14 protein-coding genes are annotated in these 15,258 nt (G+C 60.2%); 10 read left to right on the forward strand and 4 right to left on the reverse strand.

Going from position 1 to position 15,258, the window contains the following annotated elements; all coding sequences use genetic code 11:
* The first annotated feature begins 50 nt into the window (after positions 1–50).
* Positions 51–1,046, forward strand: a complete 996-nt coding sequence (gene pgl / locus ACOTY5_RS02615; RefSeq protein WP_015571095.1) for a 6-phosphogluconolactonase — start codon at positions 51–53, stop codon at positions 1,044–1,046.
* A 103-nt stretch (positions 1,047–1,149) separates the two neighbouring features.
* Here the strand turns inward: pgl and ACOTY5_RS02620 are convergent, their stop codons facing one another.
* A complete protein-coding gene (locus tag ACOTY5_RS02620) occupies positions 1,150–2,433 on the reverse strand; it encodes a putative acyl-CoA thioester hydrolase (RefSeq protein WP_023296146.1) in 1,284 nt (427 codons plus the stop codon).
* Positions 2,434–2,656: 223 nt separating this feature from the next.
* Here ACOTY5_RS02620 and hutI point away from each other — a divergent pair, with 223 nt between their 5' ends.
* From hutI to hutH, 5 genes are all read left to right on the forward strand, one after another.
* A complete protein-coding gene (hutI, locus tag ACOTY5_RS02625; protein WP_045142383.1) occupies positions 2,657–3,880 on the forward strand; it encodes an imidazolonepropionase in 1,224 nt (407 codons plus the stop codon).
* Positions 3,877–4,815: a formimidoylglutamase gene (hutG, locus tag ACOTY5_RS02630; RefSeq protein ID WP_045142382.1), complete on the forward strand. Its 939-nt coding sequence runs from the start codon at positions 3,877–3,879 to the stop codon at positions 4,813–4,815. The genes hutI and hutG overlap by 4 nt, the downstream gene beginning before the upstream one ends.
* 19 nt (positions 4,816–4,834) lie before the next feature.
* Positions 4,835–5,569: a histidine utilization repressor gene (locus ACOTY5_RS02635; RefSeq protein WP_017694120.1), complete on the forward strand. Its 735-nt coding sequence runs from the start codon at positions 4,835–4,837 to the stop codon at positions 5,567–5,569.
* A gap of 127 nt (positions 5,570–5,696) precedes the next feature.
* Positions 5,697–7,385, forward strand: a complete 1,689-nt coding sequence (hutU, locus tag ACOTY5_RS02640; RefSeq protein ID WP_003858533.1) for a urocanate hydratase — start codon at positions 5,697–5,699, stop codon at positions 7,383–7,385.
* Positions 7,382–8,902, forward strand: a complete 1,521-nt coding sequence (gene hutH / locus ACOTY5_RS02645) for a histidine ammonia-lyase (RefSeq protein ID WP_015571090.1) — start codon at positions 7,382–7,384, stop codon at positions 8,900–8,902. Before hutU ends, hutH begins: the two co-directional genes overlap by 4 nt.
* A 103-nt stretch (positions 8,903–9,005) precedes the next feature.
* Here hutH and ACOTY5_RS02650 read toward each other — a convergent pair whose 3' ends face one another.
* Positions 9,006–9,482, reverse strand: coding sequence for a kinase inhibitor (locus ACOTY5_RS02650; RefSeq protein WP_003858531.1), 477 nt, complete (start codon positions 9,480–9,482; stop codon positions 9,006–9,008).
* A 47-nt stretch (positions 9,483–9,529) separates the two neighbouring features.
* Positions 9,530–10,819: an adenosylmethionine--8-amino-7-oxononanoate transaminase gene (gene bioA / locus ACOTY5_RS02655; RefSeq protein ID WP_017384943.1), complete on the reverse strand. Its 1,290-nt coding sequence runs from the start codon at positions 10,817–10,819 to the stop codon at positions 9,530–9,532.
* A gap of 86 nt (positions 10,820–10,905) precedes the next feature.
* On the opposite strand from bioA, the gene bioB reads away from it, so the two are divergent.
* The 4 genes from bioB to bioD are packed head-to-tail and all read left to right on the forward strand — an operon-like array spanning position 10,906 to position 14,533.
* Positions 10,906–11,946, forward strand: a complete 1,041-nt coding sequence (gene bioB, locus ACOTY5_RS02660) for a biotin synthase BioB (protein ID WP_017694116.1) — start codon at positions 10,906–10,908, stop codon at positions 11,944–11,946.
* Complete coding sequence (gene bioF / locus ACOTY5_RS02665) at positions 11,943–13,100, forward strand: 8-amino-7-oxononanoate synthase (protein WP_045142381.1); 1,158 nt, start codon at positions 11,943–11,945, stop codon at positions 13,098–13,100. The genes bioB and bioF overlap by 4 nt, the downstream gene beginning before the upstream one ends.
* Positions 13,084–13,839, forward strand: a complete 756-nt coding sequence (gene bioC / locus ACOTY5_RS02670; RefSeq protein WP_040117398.1) for a malonyl-ACP O-methyltransferase BioC — start codon at positions 13,084–13,086, stop codon at positions 13,837–13,839. Before bioF ends, bioC begins: the two co-directional genes overlap by 17 nt.
* A complete protein-coding gene (gene bioD, locus ACOTY5_RS02675) occupies positions 13,832–14,533 on the forward strand; it encodes a dethiobiotin synthase (protein ID WP_026094362.1) in 702 nt (233 codons plus the stop codon). The genes bioC and bioD overlap by 8 nt, the downstream gene beginning before the upstream one ends.
* Here bioD and ACOTY5_RS02680 read toward each other — a convergent pair.
* Entirely contained in the window at positions 14,496–15,218 is a 723-nt protein-coding gene (locus tag ACOTY5_RS02680) for an ABC transporter ATP-binding protein (RefSeq protein ID WP_045142380.1), read from the reverse strand. The two genes, bioD and ACOTY5_RS02680, sit on opposite strands and share 38 nt — an antisense overlap.
* Positions 15,219–15,258 lie beyond the last annotated feature (40 nt).

A 15,258-nucleotide genomic window follows, 5' to 3' on the forward strand; every position in this document is an offset into this window, starting at 1 on the left:
ATCCCGGACTACAATTCAGCATTCACCGTTAAAAATAATCAGGAGTATTCATGAAACAAACCGTTTATACCGCCAGTCCTGAAAGTCAGCAGATCCATGTCTGGCGTTTGAATACAGAAGGTTCGCTTACGCTGGTTCAGGTTGTTGATGTGCCAGGCCAGGTGCAGCCGATGGTCGTCAGCCCGGATAAACGTTTTCTTTATGTCGGCGTACGCCCGGAATTCCGCGTACTGGCATACCGCATCTCCCCGGATGACGGCGCGCTGACCTATACCGCAGAAGCCCCGCTGCCGGGCAGCCCGACCCATATTTCCACTGACCATAAAGGCAACTTTATCTTCAGCGGCTCCTACAATGCAGGCTGCGTGAGCGTCACCCGCCTGGAAGACGGTATTCCCGTTGAAACCGTCGACGTGGTAGAAGGGCTAGAAGGTTGCCACTCCGCCAACATTTCGCCGGATAACCGCACGCTGTGGGTGCCAGCGCTTAAGCAGGACCGCATCTGCCTGTTCACCCTGAGCGATGACGGCCATCTGGTCGCGCAGAGCCCGGCGGAAGTCACCACCGTGGAAGGCGCAGGCCCGCGCCACATGGTCTTCCACCCGAATCAGCAGTATGCCTATGTCGTTAACGAGCTGAACAGCTCGGTAGACGTGTGGGAACTGAACGATCCTAATGGACAGATCGAGTGCGTACAGACGCTGGACATGATGCCATCTGATTTCTCCGACACACGCTGGGCGGCAGACATTCACATTACGCCGGATGGCCGTCACCTGTATGCCTGTGACCGTACCTCCAGTCTGATCACCATCTTCAGCGTCTCTGAAGACGGCAGCGTTCTGGCAGTTGAAGGCTTCCAGCCGACAGAAACCCAGCCGCGCGGCTTTAATGTCGATCACAGCGGCAAATACCTGATTGCGGCGGGGCAGAAATCCCACCACATTGCGCTCTATGAAATCCAGGGCGTGCAGGGTCTACTGGAAGAGAAAGGACGCTATGCGGTCGGACAAGGGCCGATGTGGGTTGTGATTAACGCTCATTGATCCGTAGACGAAAAAAAACCTCGCAAATGCGAGGTTTTTTTATGCGCGGTTAATGCATGAGGTAGGCCGGGTAAGGCGCAGCCGCCACCCGGCAGCAGGCATTTTACTGCTTCGGCTCAGCAACCACTTTGCTACCCAGACCGCGGTTGTTATATTCCCACATGCGGTTAAAGTTAGCGTCATTCAGGTTACGCTGCACGTTGTCTTTCTCATCCACCGTGCCGGTGTTGCCGGAGAAAGGACGTTTCGAGATCGCCGCATCCGCCCACGGTTTTGCCATGTTAAAGCCTTCGTTAATCACGCTGTCGCGGATCACGACCTGGCCGTTAGTGGCGGAGTCCACGTCCAGAGAGCGACCAAGCTGCGCCACGCCATCGCCAGCAGCAGTAAAGCGGCTATTCACGGCCAGGAAGCCATAGAACAGGTTAGACTGCGTGGCCGGGGCAAAGACGTAACCTTCCTGCTGCGTACGTGAATTCACCACGCGAAAGTCGGTGTTATCAAATACCACCGCGCCGCGGCCAGAGACCATATCCACGTCGCCTTCAATGTAGCTGTTGGTGACCAGAGTACGCGTCAGACGGTTGTTCTGAAGGGTATTCTGCACGCCGCTGTTGGTCACGAAGAAGGTGTTCTGGCGGCCCAGGATATTGACGTTGTTAATCTGTACCTTGTCGCCATCGCTACGCAGCGCCACGGCCTGATGATTACCTGCGTCAACGCTGTCGCCCAGGGTGTTCTGAATGGTCAGGTTCTGCAATTGCAGGCCATTGTTCTGTGACCAGAATACCGCCGAACACATCACGCCAATGGTGGCGGCACGCTTGCGCTGGCAGTTATCAAACATATACCACGCCGGTTTACCTGGCATGTATTTACCGGCCGGGTTCACCAGATGGCGCCAGGTGGTGCTGTCGATCTCTGAATCAATCGCCAGGCCAATTTTTACGTCGACCGCTTTTTCGCCCAGGCCGTAAAGCGTAATGCTTCCCGGTGCCGCCGGAACATAAACGGTTCCTTCGTATTCACCCGGCAGGATGGCAATGTACTGACGAGATGCGCTGTGTTTGGTGATTGCGGCATCAACGGCTGCCTGAATAGAGGTGTGTGTAACGCCCTCTGCCCCGGCCGGGCCGACAACGAAGTCTGGCTGTTTCGGCAGGTTAATAGAAGAAGGCGTCCACGGGGCTGCATTGGGATCCATCGCCGAGAAATAGTGCGCACGGGTGAAGTTCTTCGCTTCAGCCGCTGACAGGATCGGACGGGAAGCGGTGCCCGGAGCAACCTGCTCAGAAGGTTGCTGATCCGGTGGTGTTGAACTGCAAGCGGATAAAGTCACGCCAAAGGCGAGTGCCAACGCCAGACGGGAAATCCTGGAAATATTCAAGGTAATGCTCCTGGGTATGCAAGTCTTATCTGGATAGACGAAATAGCCTGCTTTTTTATACTAAGTTGAGCGAAACGGGAAGATAAAAACCGGAAAAGTTGCATTTTTGCCCGCAGGCGACGGGAAAGTCATCACAAATAAATAACATTTTCCCCCAATGCGGTTGACAGCAGGCGGCAGATGAAAATAAATGTCTATACAACCCATGACAAGTGGAAGGCACATGCAGCAGCTTCATCCCGATGATGTGATATGGCGAAATGCGCGACTGGCAACCCTGGCGACAGGTGAGGCGGAGCCCTACGGCCTGAGAGAACAACATGCCCTCGTTGTGCGCGGCCAGACGATTCTGGCCATTATTCCTGAATCCGGGATCCCCTCCGGGCATCGTCAGTGTGTCGATCTCGACGGGCGTCTGGTTACCCCCGGCCTGATCGATTGCCACACCCATCTGGTGTTCGGCGGCGATCGCGCAGCGGAATGGGAGCAACGGCTTAACGGCGTGTCATATCAGACCATTAGCGCGCAGGGCGGCGGAATTAACGCCACGGTCACGGCCACCCGCAACAGTTCGCCGGAAACGCTCCTGACGGTGGCGCAGCAGCGACTCCAGCGGCTGATGAATGAAGGCGTAACGACCGTTGAAATCAAATCGGGATACGGACTGAATGCCGAAGCCGAAGAGAAAATGCTGCTGGTTGCCCGCCAGCTCAGCCTGAATAATCTGGTCGATATCAGCCCGACGCTGCTGGCCGCGCACGCCGTTCCTGCCGAGTACCGACACGATCCGGATGCCTATCTGGCGCTGGTCTGTGAGCAGATTATGCCCACGCTGTGGCAAAAAGAGTTATTTGAAGCGGTGGACGTGTTTTGTGAAAACGTCGGCTTTACCCCGGCGCAAACCGAGCGCCTGTTCCGGGCCGCCGCCGCGCTCGGGATCCCGGTAAAAGGGCATGTAGAACAACTGTCGAATCTCGGCGGCGCGGCGCTGGTCAGCCAGTATAAAGGGCTGTCGGCCGATCATATTGAGTATCTTGATGATGAAGGTATTCAGGCGATGGCGCAAAGCGGCACGGTGGCGGTATTGCTCCCCGGCGCGTTCTATTTTCTTCAGGAGCGCCAGCGTCCACCAGTGGCGAAGCTGAGAGAGCAGGGCGTGCCGATGGCGGTGGCTACCGACTACAACCCGGGCACCAGCCCGTTTGCCAGCCTGCATCTGGCAATGAACATGGCCTGCGTCCAGTTTGGCCTCACGCCGGAAGAGGCCTGGGCTGGCGTGACGCGGCATGCGGCGCAGGCGCTAGGACGTGGTGCGACGCACGGGCAGTTAAAGCCCGGTTATGTGGCTGATTTCGTCGTCTGGGAGGCGAATCATCCGGTTGAGATGGTTTACGAGCCGGGGCGGAATCCTTTGTATCAACGCGTGTTTCGGGGGCAGGTAGCATGAAACTGTGGCATCCCGTTTCTCCGCAGGTCTGGCAGGGTCGTGACGACAGCGCCGAGTCCAGCACCGCGAAACGTCTCTTCCAGACCATACAGCAGCGCGAACACTTTTCTCCCGCGCCGTCAGGCATCGCCCTGCTGGGCTTTGAATGTGATGAAGGGGTTAAGCGTAACCAGGGCAGGCCCGGTGCTGCACAGGCGCCCGATGTGTTGCGTGGCGCGCTGGCGAATATGGCGAGCCATCAGGGGCATGCGCGCCTCGTGGATATGGGCGCTATTTATGTTGAAGGCCACGCGCTGGAGGCGGCACAGCAGGCGCTGAGCGAGGCCATAACCGCGTGCCAGCAATCCGGGATGCGTACTCTGGTTTTCGGCGGTGGACATGAAACCGCCTGGGCGCACGGGCGCGGCGTGCTGGACGCCTTTCCGAACGATTGCCTTGCGGTGATCAACCTGGATGCGCACCTCGATTTACGCAAGGCCGAACGGGCAACGTCCGGCACGCCGTTCCGCCAGCTGGCGCACTACTGCGCGTCTCAGTCGCGGGTGTTTCACTACGCCTGCCTGGGGGTAAGCCGTGCGGCGAATACTCAGGCGCTGTGGGAGGAAGCTGAGCGGTTGAACGTGACGCTGGTTGAAGATCTCGATTTTCGCCGGGATGCGCTATCCGCGCTGGATAGCGTGCTTGCGCAGGCAGACCGGGTTTATCTCACCGTTGACCTTGATGTGTTGCCTGCCGCAGAAATGCCCGCCGTGTCCGCCCCTGCGGCGTTGGGGATCCCGGCGCTGGATCTGTTCCCGGTGATTGAGCGTATCTGCCGAAGCGGTAAACTACAGGCGGCGGATCTGGTGGAATTCAATCCGCACTACGATCGGGACGGACAGGGCGCTAAGCTCGCCGCCCGACTGGCCTGGCAAATTGCTCACTGGTGGGCATAACAACATTCAAGGAGTCATGATGTTTTCACGCTCGCCCCTGCCGCAGCCGAGCCCTCCCGCGCCTTTTTACGAAAAGGTGAAGCAGGCGATCAGCGAAAAAATCGCCGCCGGCGTCTGGCGCCCGCACGACCGCATTCCGTCCGAGGCCGAGCTGGTGGCGCAGTTTGGCTTTAGCCGAATGACCATCAACCGCGCACTGCGTGAACTGACCGATGAAGGGTTGCTGGTGCGTTTGCAGGGTGTCGGAACCTTTGTCGCCGAGCCAAAAGGACAGTCGGCGCTGTTTGAAATCCGCAGCATTGCCGATGAAATTGCCGCCCGCAACCATCAGCACCACTGCGAGGTGCTGGTGCTTGAAGAGACGCAGGCCAGCGCCGAACAGGCCATCGAGCTGAACGTTACCGAGGGCACCCGGATTTTCCATTCGGTGATGGTGCATTATGAGAACGACATTCCGGTCCAGATTGAAGATCGCTGCGTCAACGCGGAGCGGATACCGGATTACCTGAGCCAGGATTACACCCAAACCACACCGCATGCGTATCTCTCGCTCGTCGCCCCGCTGACGGAAGGGGAGCATATCGTGGAAGCCGTGCGCGCCACGCCGCAGGAGTGCGTGCTGTTGCGTATTAAAGAGCACGATCCCTGTCTGCTGATCCGCCGTCGTACCTGGTCGTCCTCGCAAATTGTGTCGCATGCGAAGCTGCTATTCCCGGGGAATCGCTACCGGTTGCAGGGCCACTTTATGTCATAAGTTTTATAAGCGTGATCGCTAACGCAATATAGCAAAATTGTATCTTTTTTGTTAAATCCGACCTTGTGTGTGCTTGTCTATACAAGTATATCTAAATGCATCACCTGTCCCTTATGAGGAACACACAATGTCGTCAGATAAATACCGCAAGCAGGATGTCCGCGCCGCGCGCGGCACCACGCTCACCGCAAAAAGCTGGCTCACCGAAGCACCGCTGCGCATGTTGATGAACAACCTTGATCCTGAGGTAGCAGAAAATCCCCACGAGCTGGTGGTCTACGGCGGCATTGGCCGCGCCGCGCGCAACTGGGCGTGCTATGACGCGATTGTCGAGTCTTTGACGAATCTCGAAAACGACGAAACGCTGCTGGTGCAATCCGGCAAACCGGTGGGCGTATTCAAAACCCATAAAAATGCGCCCCGCGTGCTGATTGCCAACTCCAACCTGGTGCCGCACTGGGCGACGTGGGAACACTTCAACGAGCTGGACGCAAAAGGGCTGGCCATGTACGGCCAGATGACCGCGGGTAGCTGGATCTACATCGGCAGCCAGGGGATTGTGCAGGGCACGTATGAAACCTTCGTGGAAGCGGGCCGTCAGCACTATAACGGATCACTGAAAGGCCGCTGGGTGCTCACCGCTGGACTGGGCGGCATGGGCGGCGCGCAGCCGCTGGCCGCGACGCTGGCGGGCGCGTGCTCCCTGAACATTGAGTGCCAGCAGAGCCGCATCGATTTCCGTCTGCGTACCCGCTATGTTGATGAACAGGCCGACAACCTCGATGACGCGCTGGCGCGCATCAAAAAGTACACCGCTGAAGGCAAAGCCGTGTCGGTTGCCCTGTGCGGCAACGCGGCGGATATTCTGCCGGAACTGGTGGCGCGCGGCGTGCGTCCGGATCTGGTCACCGACCAGACCAGCGCTCACGATCCGCTCCACGGCTATCTGCCAAAAGGCTGGACGTGGGAAGACTACCAGCAAAAAGCGGAAACCGATCCTGAGGGCACGGTACTGGCGGCTAAACGCGCCATGGCGGAACACGTCTCCGCGATGCTGGCCTTCAGTAAGATGGGTATTCCGACCTTTGATTACGGGAATAACATCCGCCAGATGGCGAAAGAGATGGGGGTGAATAACGCCTTTGACTTCCCCGGCTTCGTGCCCGCCTATATTCGTCCTCTGTTCTGCCGCGGCATTGGGCCGTTCCGCTGGGTTGCACTGTCCGGCGACCCGGAGGATATCTACAAAACCGACGCCAGAGTGAAAGAGATTGTCGCCGACGACGAACACCTGCATCGCTGGCTGGATATGGCGCGCGAGCGCATTAACTTCCAGGGCCTGCCGGCGCGTATCTGCTGGGTCGGGCTGGAGTGGCGGCAAAAACTCGGCCTCGCCTTTAACGAAATGGTGCGCAGCGGCGAAGTCTCCGCGCCGATCGTCATTGGCCGCGACCACCTGGACTCCGGCTCTGTCGCCAGTCCGAACCGTGAAACCGAAGCCATGCGCGACGGCTCGGATGCGGTCTCCGACTGGCCGCTGCTGAATGCCCTGCTGAACACCGCCAGCGGCGCGACCTGGGTATCGCTGCACCACGGCGGCGGCGTCGGGATGGGCTTCTCCCAGCACTCCGGGATGGTCATCGTCTGTGACGGAACTGATGAAGCGGCCGCGCGTATCGCTCGCGTGCTGCACAACGACCCGGCAACCGGCGTGATGCGTCACGCGGATGCGGGTTACGAGATTGCCATTGATTGTGCCAAAGAGCAGGGCCTGAACCTGCCGATGATCCCCGCCACACAAGGAAAGCCTGCATGAACGCGTTAACACTTACTCCCGGCTCGCTGACGCTCAAACAGCTGCGTCACGTCTGGCGTCAGCCGGTGACACTCTCCCTTGATGAAAGCGCCCACCGTGCCATTAACGACAGCGTGGCCTGCGTGGAGGCGATTGTGGCGGAGGGGCGCACCGCCTACGGCATCAATACCGGGTTTGGCCTGCTGGCGCAGACCCGCATCGCCACGCACGATCTGGAGAATTTACAGCGTTCGCTGGTGCTGTCGCACGCGGCGGGGGTTGGCCAGCCGCTGGACGATGAGATCGTCCGCCTGATGATGGTGTTGAAAATCAACAGCCTGGCGCGTGGGTTTTCCGGCATTCGTCTGAGCGTGATCCAGGCGCTGATGGCGCTGGTCAATGCGGAAGTTTATCCGTGGATCCCGGCGAAGGGCTCCGTCGGCGCCTCCGGCGATCTGGCGCCGCTGGCGCATATGTCGCTGCTCCTGCTGGGTGAAGGCCAGGCGCGCTGGCAAGGGGAGTGGCTGCCTGCGAAAGAGGCGCTGAAAAAAGCTGGCTTAACGCCGATCACCCTCGCGGCAAAAGAGGGGCTGGCGCTGCTCAACGGCACGCAGGCGTCGACCGCTTTCGCGCTGCGCGGTCTGTTTGAAGCGGAAGATCTGTTCGCCTCGGCGGTGGTGTGCGGTGCACTGACCACTGAGGCGGTGCTCGGCTCGCGTCGTCCGTTCGATGCCCGCATCCACGAGGTGCGCGGCCAGCGCGGGCAGATTGATGCCGCTGCCATGTACCGCCACGTACTTACCGATACCAGCGACATTGCCGATTCGCATCACAACTGTGAGAAGGTGCAGGATCCGTATTCCCTGCGCTGCCAGCCGCAGGTGATGGGCGCATGCCTGACGCAGCTGCGCCAGGCGGCAGAAGTGCTGCTGGTGGAGGCCAATGCGGTGTCCGATAACCCACTGGTATTTGCTCAGGAAAACGAGGTGGTTTCTGGCGGTAACTTCCACGCCGAGCCGGTGGCGATGGCCGCAGATAATATCGCCCTGGCGATTGCCGAAATCGGGGCGTTGTCTGAGCGTCGAATCGCGCTGATGATGGATAAGCACATGTCCCAGTTGCCACCGTTCCTGGTGCGTAACGGCGGCGTAAACTCGGGCTTTATGATCGCCCAGGTCACCGCCGCGGCACTGGCAAGCGAGAACAAAGCCCTGTCGCATCCGCACAGCGTGGACAGCCTGCCAACCTCAGCCAACCAGGAAGATCACGTTTCGATGGCCCCGGCTGCCGGGCGTCGCCTCTGGGAGATGGCCTCTAACACCCGCGGCGTGCTGGCGGTGGAGTGGCTGGCGGCGTGTCAGGGTATTGATTTGCGCGAAGGGCTAAAATCCAGCCCGCTGCTGGAGCAGGCGCGCCAGGAACTGCGCGAGCACGTTACGCACTACGATGACGACCGCTTCTTTGCGCCGGATATTGATAAGGCGATGCAGCTTCTGGAGGAAGGACGGCTGGTGGGGCTGTTACCTTCGGTGCTGTGATTTTTACCCTCACCCTAACCCTCTCCCACAGGGAGAGGGAATTGTTAGGTTTTCTCCCTCTCCCTGTGGGAGAGGGCCGGGGTGAGGGCATCAGCCCGCACGATTACGAATACATCGCCGTAATCGACGCGCTACCCAGCGAATGGAAATGCACGTTAAAGCCTACCATCGCGCCGCTCGCCCCTTCGTCGACCTCAATCTTGTCCACATCCAGCGCGTGCACGGTGAAGATATAGCGGTGCGTTTCCCCTTTTGGCGGCGCCGCGCCGCCGTAGCCCGCTTTGCCAAAGTCAGTGCGCGTCTGAATCGCACCGTCAGGCAGAGCGACCAGATCGGAACCGGAGCCCTGCGGCAGCACGCGCGTGTCGGCGGGCAGGTTTGCCACGATCCAGTGCCACCAGCCCGACCCGGTTGGCGCATCCGGATCGTAGCAGGTCACGACAAAACTTTTGGTTCCCGCTGGCACATCGTCCCACGCCAGATGGGGAGAGATATTATCCCCCTGATAACCCATCCCGTTAAACACGTGACGTTCCGGCAGCTTTTCGCCGTCGCGCAAATCTTTACTGATGATTTTCATCCGATTTCCCTCGTTACTCACTCATTCAGAAAGTGTAACGCATGGGGTTAAATCGCGAAATGCGCTGAAGTGTTAACGGCTTCAACCACTGCCCCGGTCAGCTTGCGGAGCTGATCCGCAGAAATGCTGTACGGCGGCATGAGGTAAATCAGCTTACCGAAAGGTCGCACCCACACGCCCTGGTCAACGAAGAAGCGCTGCAACGCGGCCATGTTCACCGGATGCGTTGTCTCGATTACCCCGATGGCGCCCAGTACGCGGACGTCCGCGACGTATTCCGCCTCCGCCGCCGCGCTTAACTGCTGCTTCAGCTGCGCCTCAATCGCCGCCACCTGCGTCTGCCATGCGCCGCTTTCCAGAATGGCGAGGCTTTCGCTTGCCACGGCGCAGGCCAGCGGGTTGCCCATAAACGTCGGGCCGTGCATAAAGCAGCCCGCGTCGCCGTCGCTGATGGTATCGGCAACCTGGCGGGTGGTAAGCGTGGCGGAGAGCGTCATGGTGCCGCCGGTGAGCGCTTTCCCCAGGCACAGAATATCCGGCGCGATCCCCGCATGCTCGCAGGCGAACAATTTCCCGGTGCGGCCAAAGCCGGTGGCGATCTCATCGGCAATCAACAGGATCCCTTCGCGGTCGCACATCTTCCGAATCCGCTTCAGCCACTCGGGATGGTACATCCGCATTCCGCCCGCGCCCTGCACAATCGGTTCGAGAATAACGGCGGCAATCTCGTGGCGATGGGCCGCCATCAGCCGCGCGAAGCCCACCATGTCCATCTCGTCCCATTCGCCGTCGAAGCGGCTCTGCGGGGCTGGCGCAAACAGGTTTTCCGGCAGATAGCCTTTCCACAGGCTGTGCATGGAGTTGTCCGGATCACATACCGACATCGCGCCGAAAGTGTCGCCGTGATAGCCGTTGCGGAAGGTAAGGAACCGCTGGCGCGTTTCGCCCTTCGCATGCCAGTACTGCAACGCCATTTTCATCGCCACTTCCACGGCCACCGAGCCGGAGTCGGCCAGGAAAACGCACTCCAGCGATTCAGGCGTCATCGCTACCAGGCGACGGCATAAATCCACCGCGGGCTGATGCGTGATCCCGCCAAACATCACGTGTGACATCTGGTCAATCTGCGCTTTCATCGCCGCGTTCAGTCGCGGGTGGTTGTAGCCATGGATCGCCGCCCACCAGGAGGACATCCCGTCAACAAGCCGCTCGCCGCTGGCAAGATGCAGCTCGCAGCCGTGGGCCGAGGCTACCGGATAGACGGGAAGGGGGCGGGTCGTGGAGGTGTAAGGGTGCCAGATATGCTGCTTGTCGAAGGCGAGATCGTCCTGGGTCATAATCGACTTGTAAACCATTTTGAAAAGTTTTAGGTTTACAAGTATAAACCGAACCGACAATTAACAAAACCCTTTGGAGAAGCCCGATGGCTCACCACGCACGCTGGACGATGTCGCAAGTCACTGAATTATTCAATAAACCTTTCCTGGAGCTGATGTTTGAAGCGCAACAGGTGCACCGCCAGCACTTCGATCCGCGTCATGTTCAGGTCAGCACGCTGCTGTCGATCAAAACCGGGGCTTGCCCGGAAGACTGCAAATATTGCCCGCAAAGCGCGCGCTATAAAACCGGTCTCGAATCCGAACGCCTGATGGAAGTCGAGCAGGTGCTCGACTCCGCGCGCAAGGCCAAAAACGCTGGCTCGACCCGCTTCTGCATGGGCGCGGCGTGGAAAAATCCACATGACCGCGACATGCCCTATCTGGAGCAGATGGTGAAGGGGGTGAAGGCGATGGGGCTTGAAGCCTGCATGACCTTGGGCACGCTGAACGAGGAGCAGGCGCAGCGTCTCTCGGCGGCGGGGCTGGATTACTACAACCACAACCTCGATACTTCGCCGGAGTTCTACGGCAACATCATCACCACGCGCACCTATCAGGAGCGTCTGGACACGCTGGATAAAGTGCGTGATGCGGGGATCAAGGTCTGTTCCGGCGGGATCGTGGGACTGGGCGAGACGGTAAAAGATCGTGCCGGCCTGCTGTTACAGCTGGCAAACCTGCCGACCCCGCCGGAAAGCGTGCCCATCAACATGCTGGTGAAGGTAAAAGGGACGCCGCTGGCGGATAACGAGGACGTGGATGCCTTCGATTTCATCCGCACCATCGCGGTGGCGCGCATCATGATGCCGACCTCTTACGTTCGCCTCTCTGCCGGTCGCGAGCAGATGAGCGAGCAGACCCAGGCGATGTGCTTCATGGCCGGGGCCAACTCCATCTTCTACGGCTGCAAACTGCTGACCACGCCAAACCCGGAAGAGGACAAAGATGTCCAGCTGTTCCGCAAGCTGGGGCTGAACCCACACCAGACCGAGGTACAGGCGGGGGATAACGAGCAACAGCAGCAGCTGGAGCAGCAGATTTTTAACGCCGACACCGACCAGTTCTACAACGCGGCAGCCGTATGACCTGGCAGGCACGTATCAGGACCGCGCTCGACGAGCGGCGGGCGGCGGATGCGTTTCGGGTGCGCAGGGTAGTGGAAAACGGTGCAGGCCGTTTTCTCTCCCGGGAAGGAGAGCGGTTCTGTAATTTCTCCAGCAACGATTATCTGGGCCTGAGCCAGCACCCGCAGATCGTTCGCGCCTGGCAGCAGGGCGCGGATCGTTACGGCGTGGGCAGCGGTGGCTCCGGGCACGTCAGCGGCTACACCACGGCGCATCAGGCGCTGGAGGAAGAGCTGGCCGACTGGCTGGGCTACCCGCGGGCGCTGCTGTTTATCTCCGGTTTTGCCGCGAATCAGGCGGTGATTGCCGCCCTGATGGGCAAAGACGACCGCATCATCGCGGACCGCCTGAGCCACGCGTCCCTGCTTGAAGCGGCCAGTCTCAGCCCGGCGCAGCTGCGGCGTTTTGCCCATAACGATGCCTCTCAGCTGAACGTCCTGCTGGGTAAACCCTGTTCAGGGCTTCAGCTGGCGGTGACGGAAGGGGTATTCAGCATGGACGGCGACAGCGCGCCCCTTGCCACCTTGCATGACGTCGCAAAACAGCAGAACGCCTGGCTGCTGGTCGACGATGCCCACGGCATTGGCGTCACCGGCGAGGAGGGGCGCGGAAGCGCGCACCAGCAACGCGTCAGGCCGGAACTGCTGGTGGTCACTTTCGGCAAAGGCTTTGGCGTCAGCGGCGCCGCGGTGTTGTGCAGCGAGCCGGTGGCCGATTACCTGGTGCAGTTCGCCCGGCACCTGATCTACAGCACCAGCATGCCCCCGGCGCAGGCCGTGGCGCTCTCTGCGTCGCTTGCGGTGATCCGCGGCGAAGACGGCGCTGAACGCCGGGCGCGCCTGGCCGACCATATTCAGCGTTTTCGCCGGGGGGTAAGCGCACTGCCTTACCGGCTTACCGACTCGCACAGCGCCATTCAGCCCGTGATTGTGGGTGAAAACCATCGGGCGCTGATGCTGGCACAGGCGCTACGAGAGCGCGGGCAGTGGGTCACGGCGATCCGCCCACCCACCGTGCCGCCAGGCACCGCGCGCTTGCGTCTGACGCTCACGGCAGCGCACGAGCCGCAGGATATCGATACGCTTCTGGAGGCACTGTATGTCTCCCGTCAATAAACAGGCCGTTGCCGCCGCGTTTGGCCGGGCAGCGCAAAGCTATTCACAGCACGATGAGCTGCAACGCCTGAGCGCCCGCGGGCTGCTGGCCGCGCTCGGTGAGGGGCGTTTTGCGCAGGTGCTCGACGCTGGCTGCGGGCCTGGCGGCAATAGCCGCTACTGGCGCGCAACGGGTAGCCACGTCACGGCGCTGGATTTATCCGCGCAGATGCTGGATGAGGCCCGCCAGCAGCAGTCAGCAGACCGTTATCTGGTGGCCGATATCGAGGCCATCCCGCTGGAGGATGCGCTGTTTGACCTCGTCTGGAGCCATCTGGCGGTGCAGTGGTGCGCCAGCCTGCCGCAGGCCCTACGCGAGCTATACCGCGTGGCGCGGCCCGGCGGAGCGGTGGCCTTTACCACCCTGCTGGAAAGTTCATTGCCAGAGCTGAATCAGGCGTGGAGGGCAGTGGATGCGCAGCCGCACGCCAACCGGTTTCTCTCGCACCAACAGGTCACTCAGGCGCTGGCAGGCTGGCGCTATCGCAGCATGGTCCAGACCGTCACCCTCGAATTTAGCGATGCGTTAAGCGCCATGCGATCGCTTAAGGGCATAGGCGCGACGCACCTGCACGCCGGACGGGAGAAGAAACCCCTTACCCGTGGCCAACTCCAGCGTCTCGAGCTGGCCTGGCCGCAGGAGCGGGGCCGATTCCCGCTCTCTTATCATCTTTTTCATGGGATTATTGAACGTGACTGAACGTTATTTTGTTACCGGCACGGACACTGAAGTCGGTAAAACGGTTGCCAGCGCCGCGCTGTTGCAGGCGGCGCGTCTGCTGGGGAAAACTACGGCCGGGTATAAGCCCGTAGCCTCCGGCAGCGAGATGACGCCGGAAGGCTTACGTAATACCGATGCGCTGGCGCTACAGCGTAACAGCAGCCTTACGCTGGCCTATTCTGCGGTGAACCCCTATACCTTTGCTGAACCCACCTCGCCGCACATCGTCAGCGTCGATGAAGATCGTCCGATTGATTTTTCGGTGCTCTCTTCCGGGTTACGCGTCTTGGAAACGCAGGCCAACTGGGTGCTGGTGGAGGGGGCTGGCGGCTGGTTTACCCCGCTGTCCGACGAGCAGACATTTGCTGACTGGGTGCAGGCCGAGCAGCTTCCGGTCATTCTGGTGGTTGGCGTGAAGCTTGGCTGTATCAATCACGCCATGCTGACCGCCCAGGCCGTGCAGCAGGCCGGGTTGCGTCTGGCAGGGTGGATTGCCAATGACGTGGTAGCGCCGGGTAAACGTCATGCTGAGTATCTGGCGACGCTGAAGCGGGTGCTGCCTGCGCCGTTTCTCGGCGAGATCCCGTGGCTTGCCGACGGCGCAGAGCAGGCGGAAACCGGACGCTATCTCGACCTCAGCGCCTTATGTCCCGCGCCATCCAGTGCGCAATAAGGTCGTCATCCAGCTCGTTAACGTGGCCCTGTGCCACGTTACGCCCGCGATAGAGCATGCAGAAACGATCCGCTACCCGGCGGATAAACGACAGCTGTTGCTCCGCTAACAGCACCGTCATTCCCAGCTCCCGATTCAGCCGCACCAGCAGCTGCCCCAGCCTGCGCGCGAAACCGTGCCCTGCGCCATGCATGGGCTCATCCAGAATCAGCACGCGCGGACGATTAACCAGCGCACTGGCGAGGGCCAGCTGATACTGGTCGTCAGGGGACAGCGCAGAGGCACGGCTCTGTCGCAGCGGAAAAAGCTCCGGAAACAGGGCATACACGTCACTTTTTGATGCCGGGTCGGGTTTCCCCGTCGCCCGCATAGCGATATGCAGATTTTCATCGACGGTCAGCTGCGAAAATATCCGCCGATCCTGCGGGACGTAGCCTATCGTCGGCGGCGCCGGGAATGCGGACGCAGGGTTGAGCAAGTTATGCGGCGGCGCGCCAGCCTCATGCCAGATGATGGTGCCGCTCTCGACGGGCACCTTTCCGGTAATGCAGTTCATAAGCGTGGATTTGCCCATGCCAGGCAGGCCAACAATGCCCGTACAGATGCCTTGCGGGAAATCGATATTCACGTTCCATAGCGTATGTTGGCTTCCGTAAAACTGATTTACAGCACGCAGACTCAACATCTTTCTCTCCTTAAAAATGTGTGGGGTGATGCACAGAGTG

This window comes from Enterobacter cloacae complex sp. SHL018, from assembly GCF_049237905.1.
Taxonomy (GTDB): Bacteria; Pseudomonadota; Gammaproteobacteria; order Enterobacterales; family Enterobacteriaceae; genus Enterobacter; species Enterobacter hormaechei_C.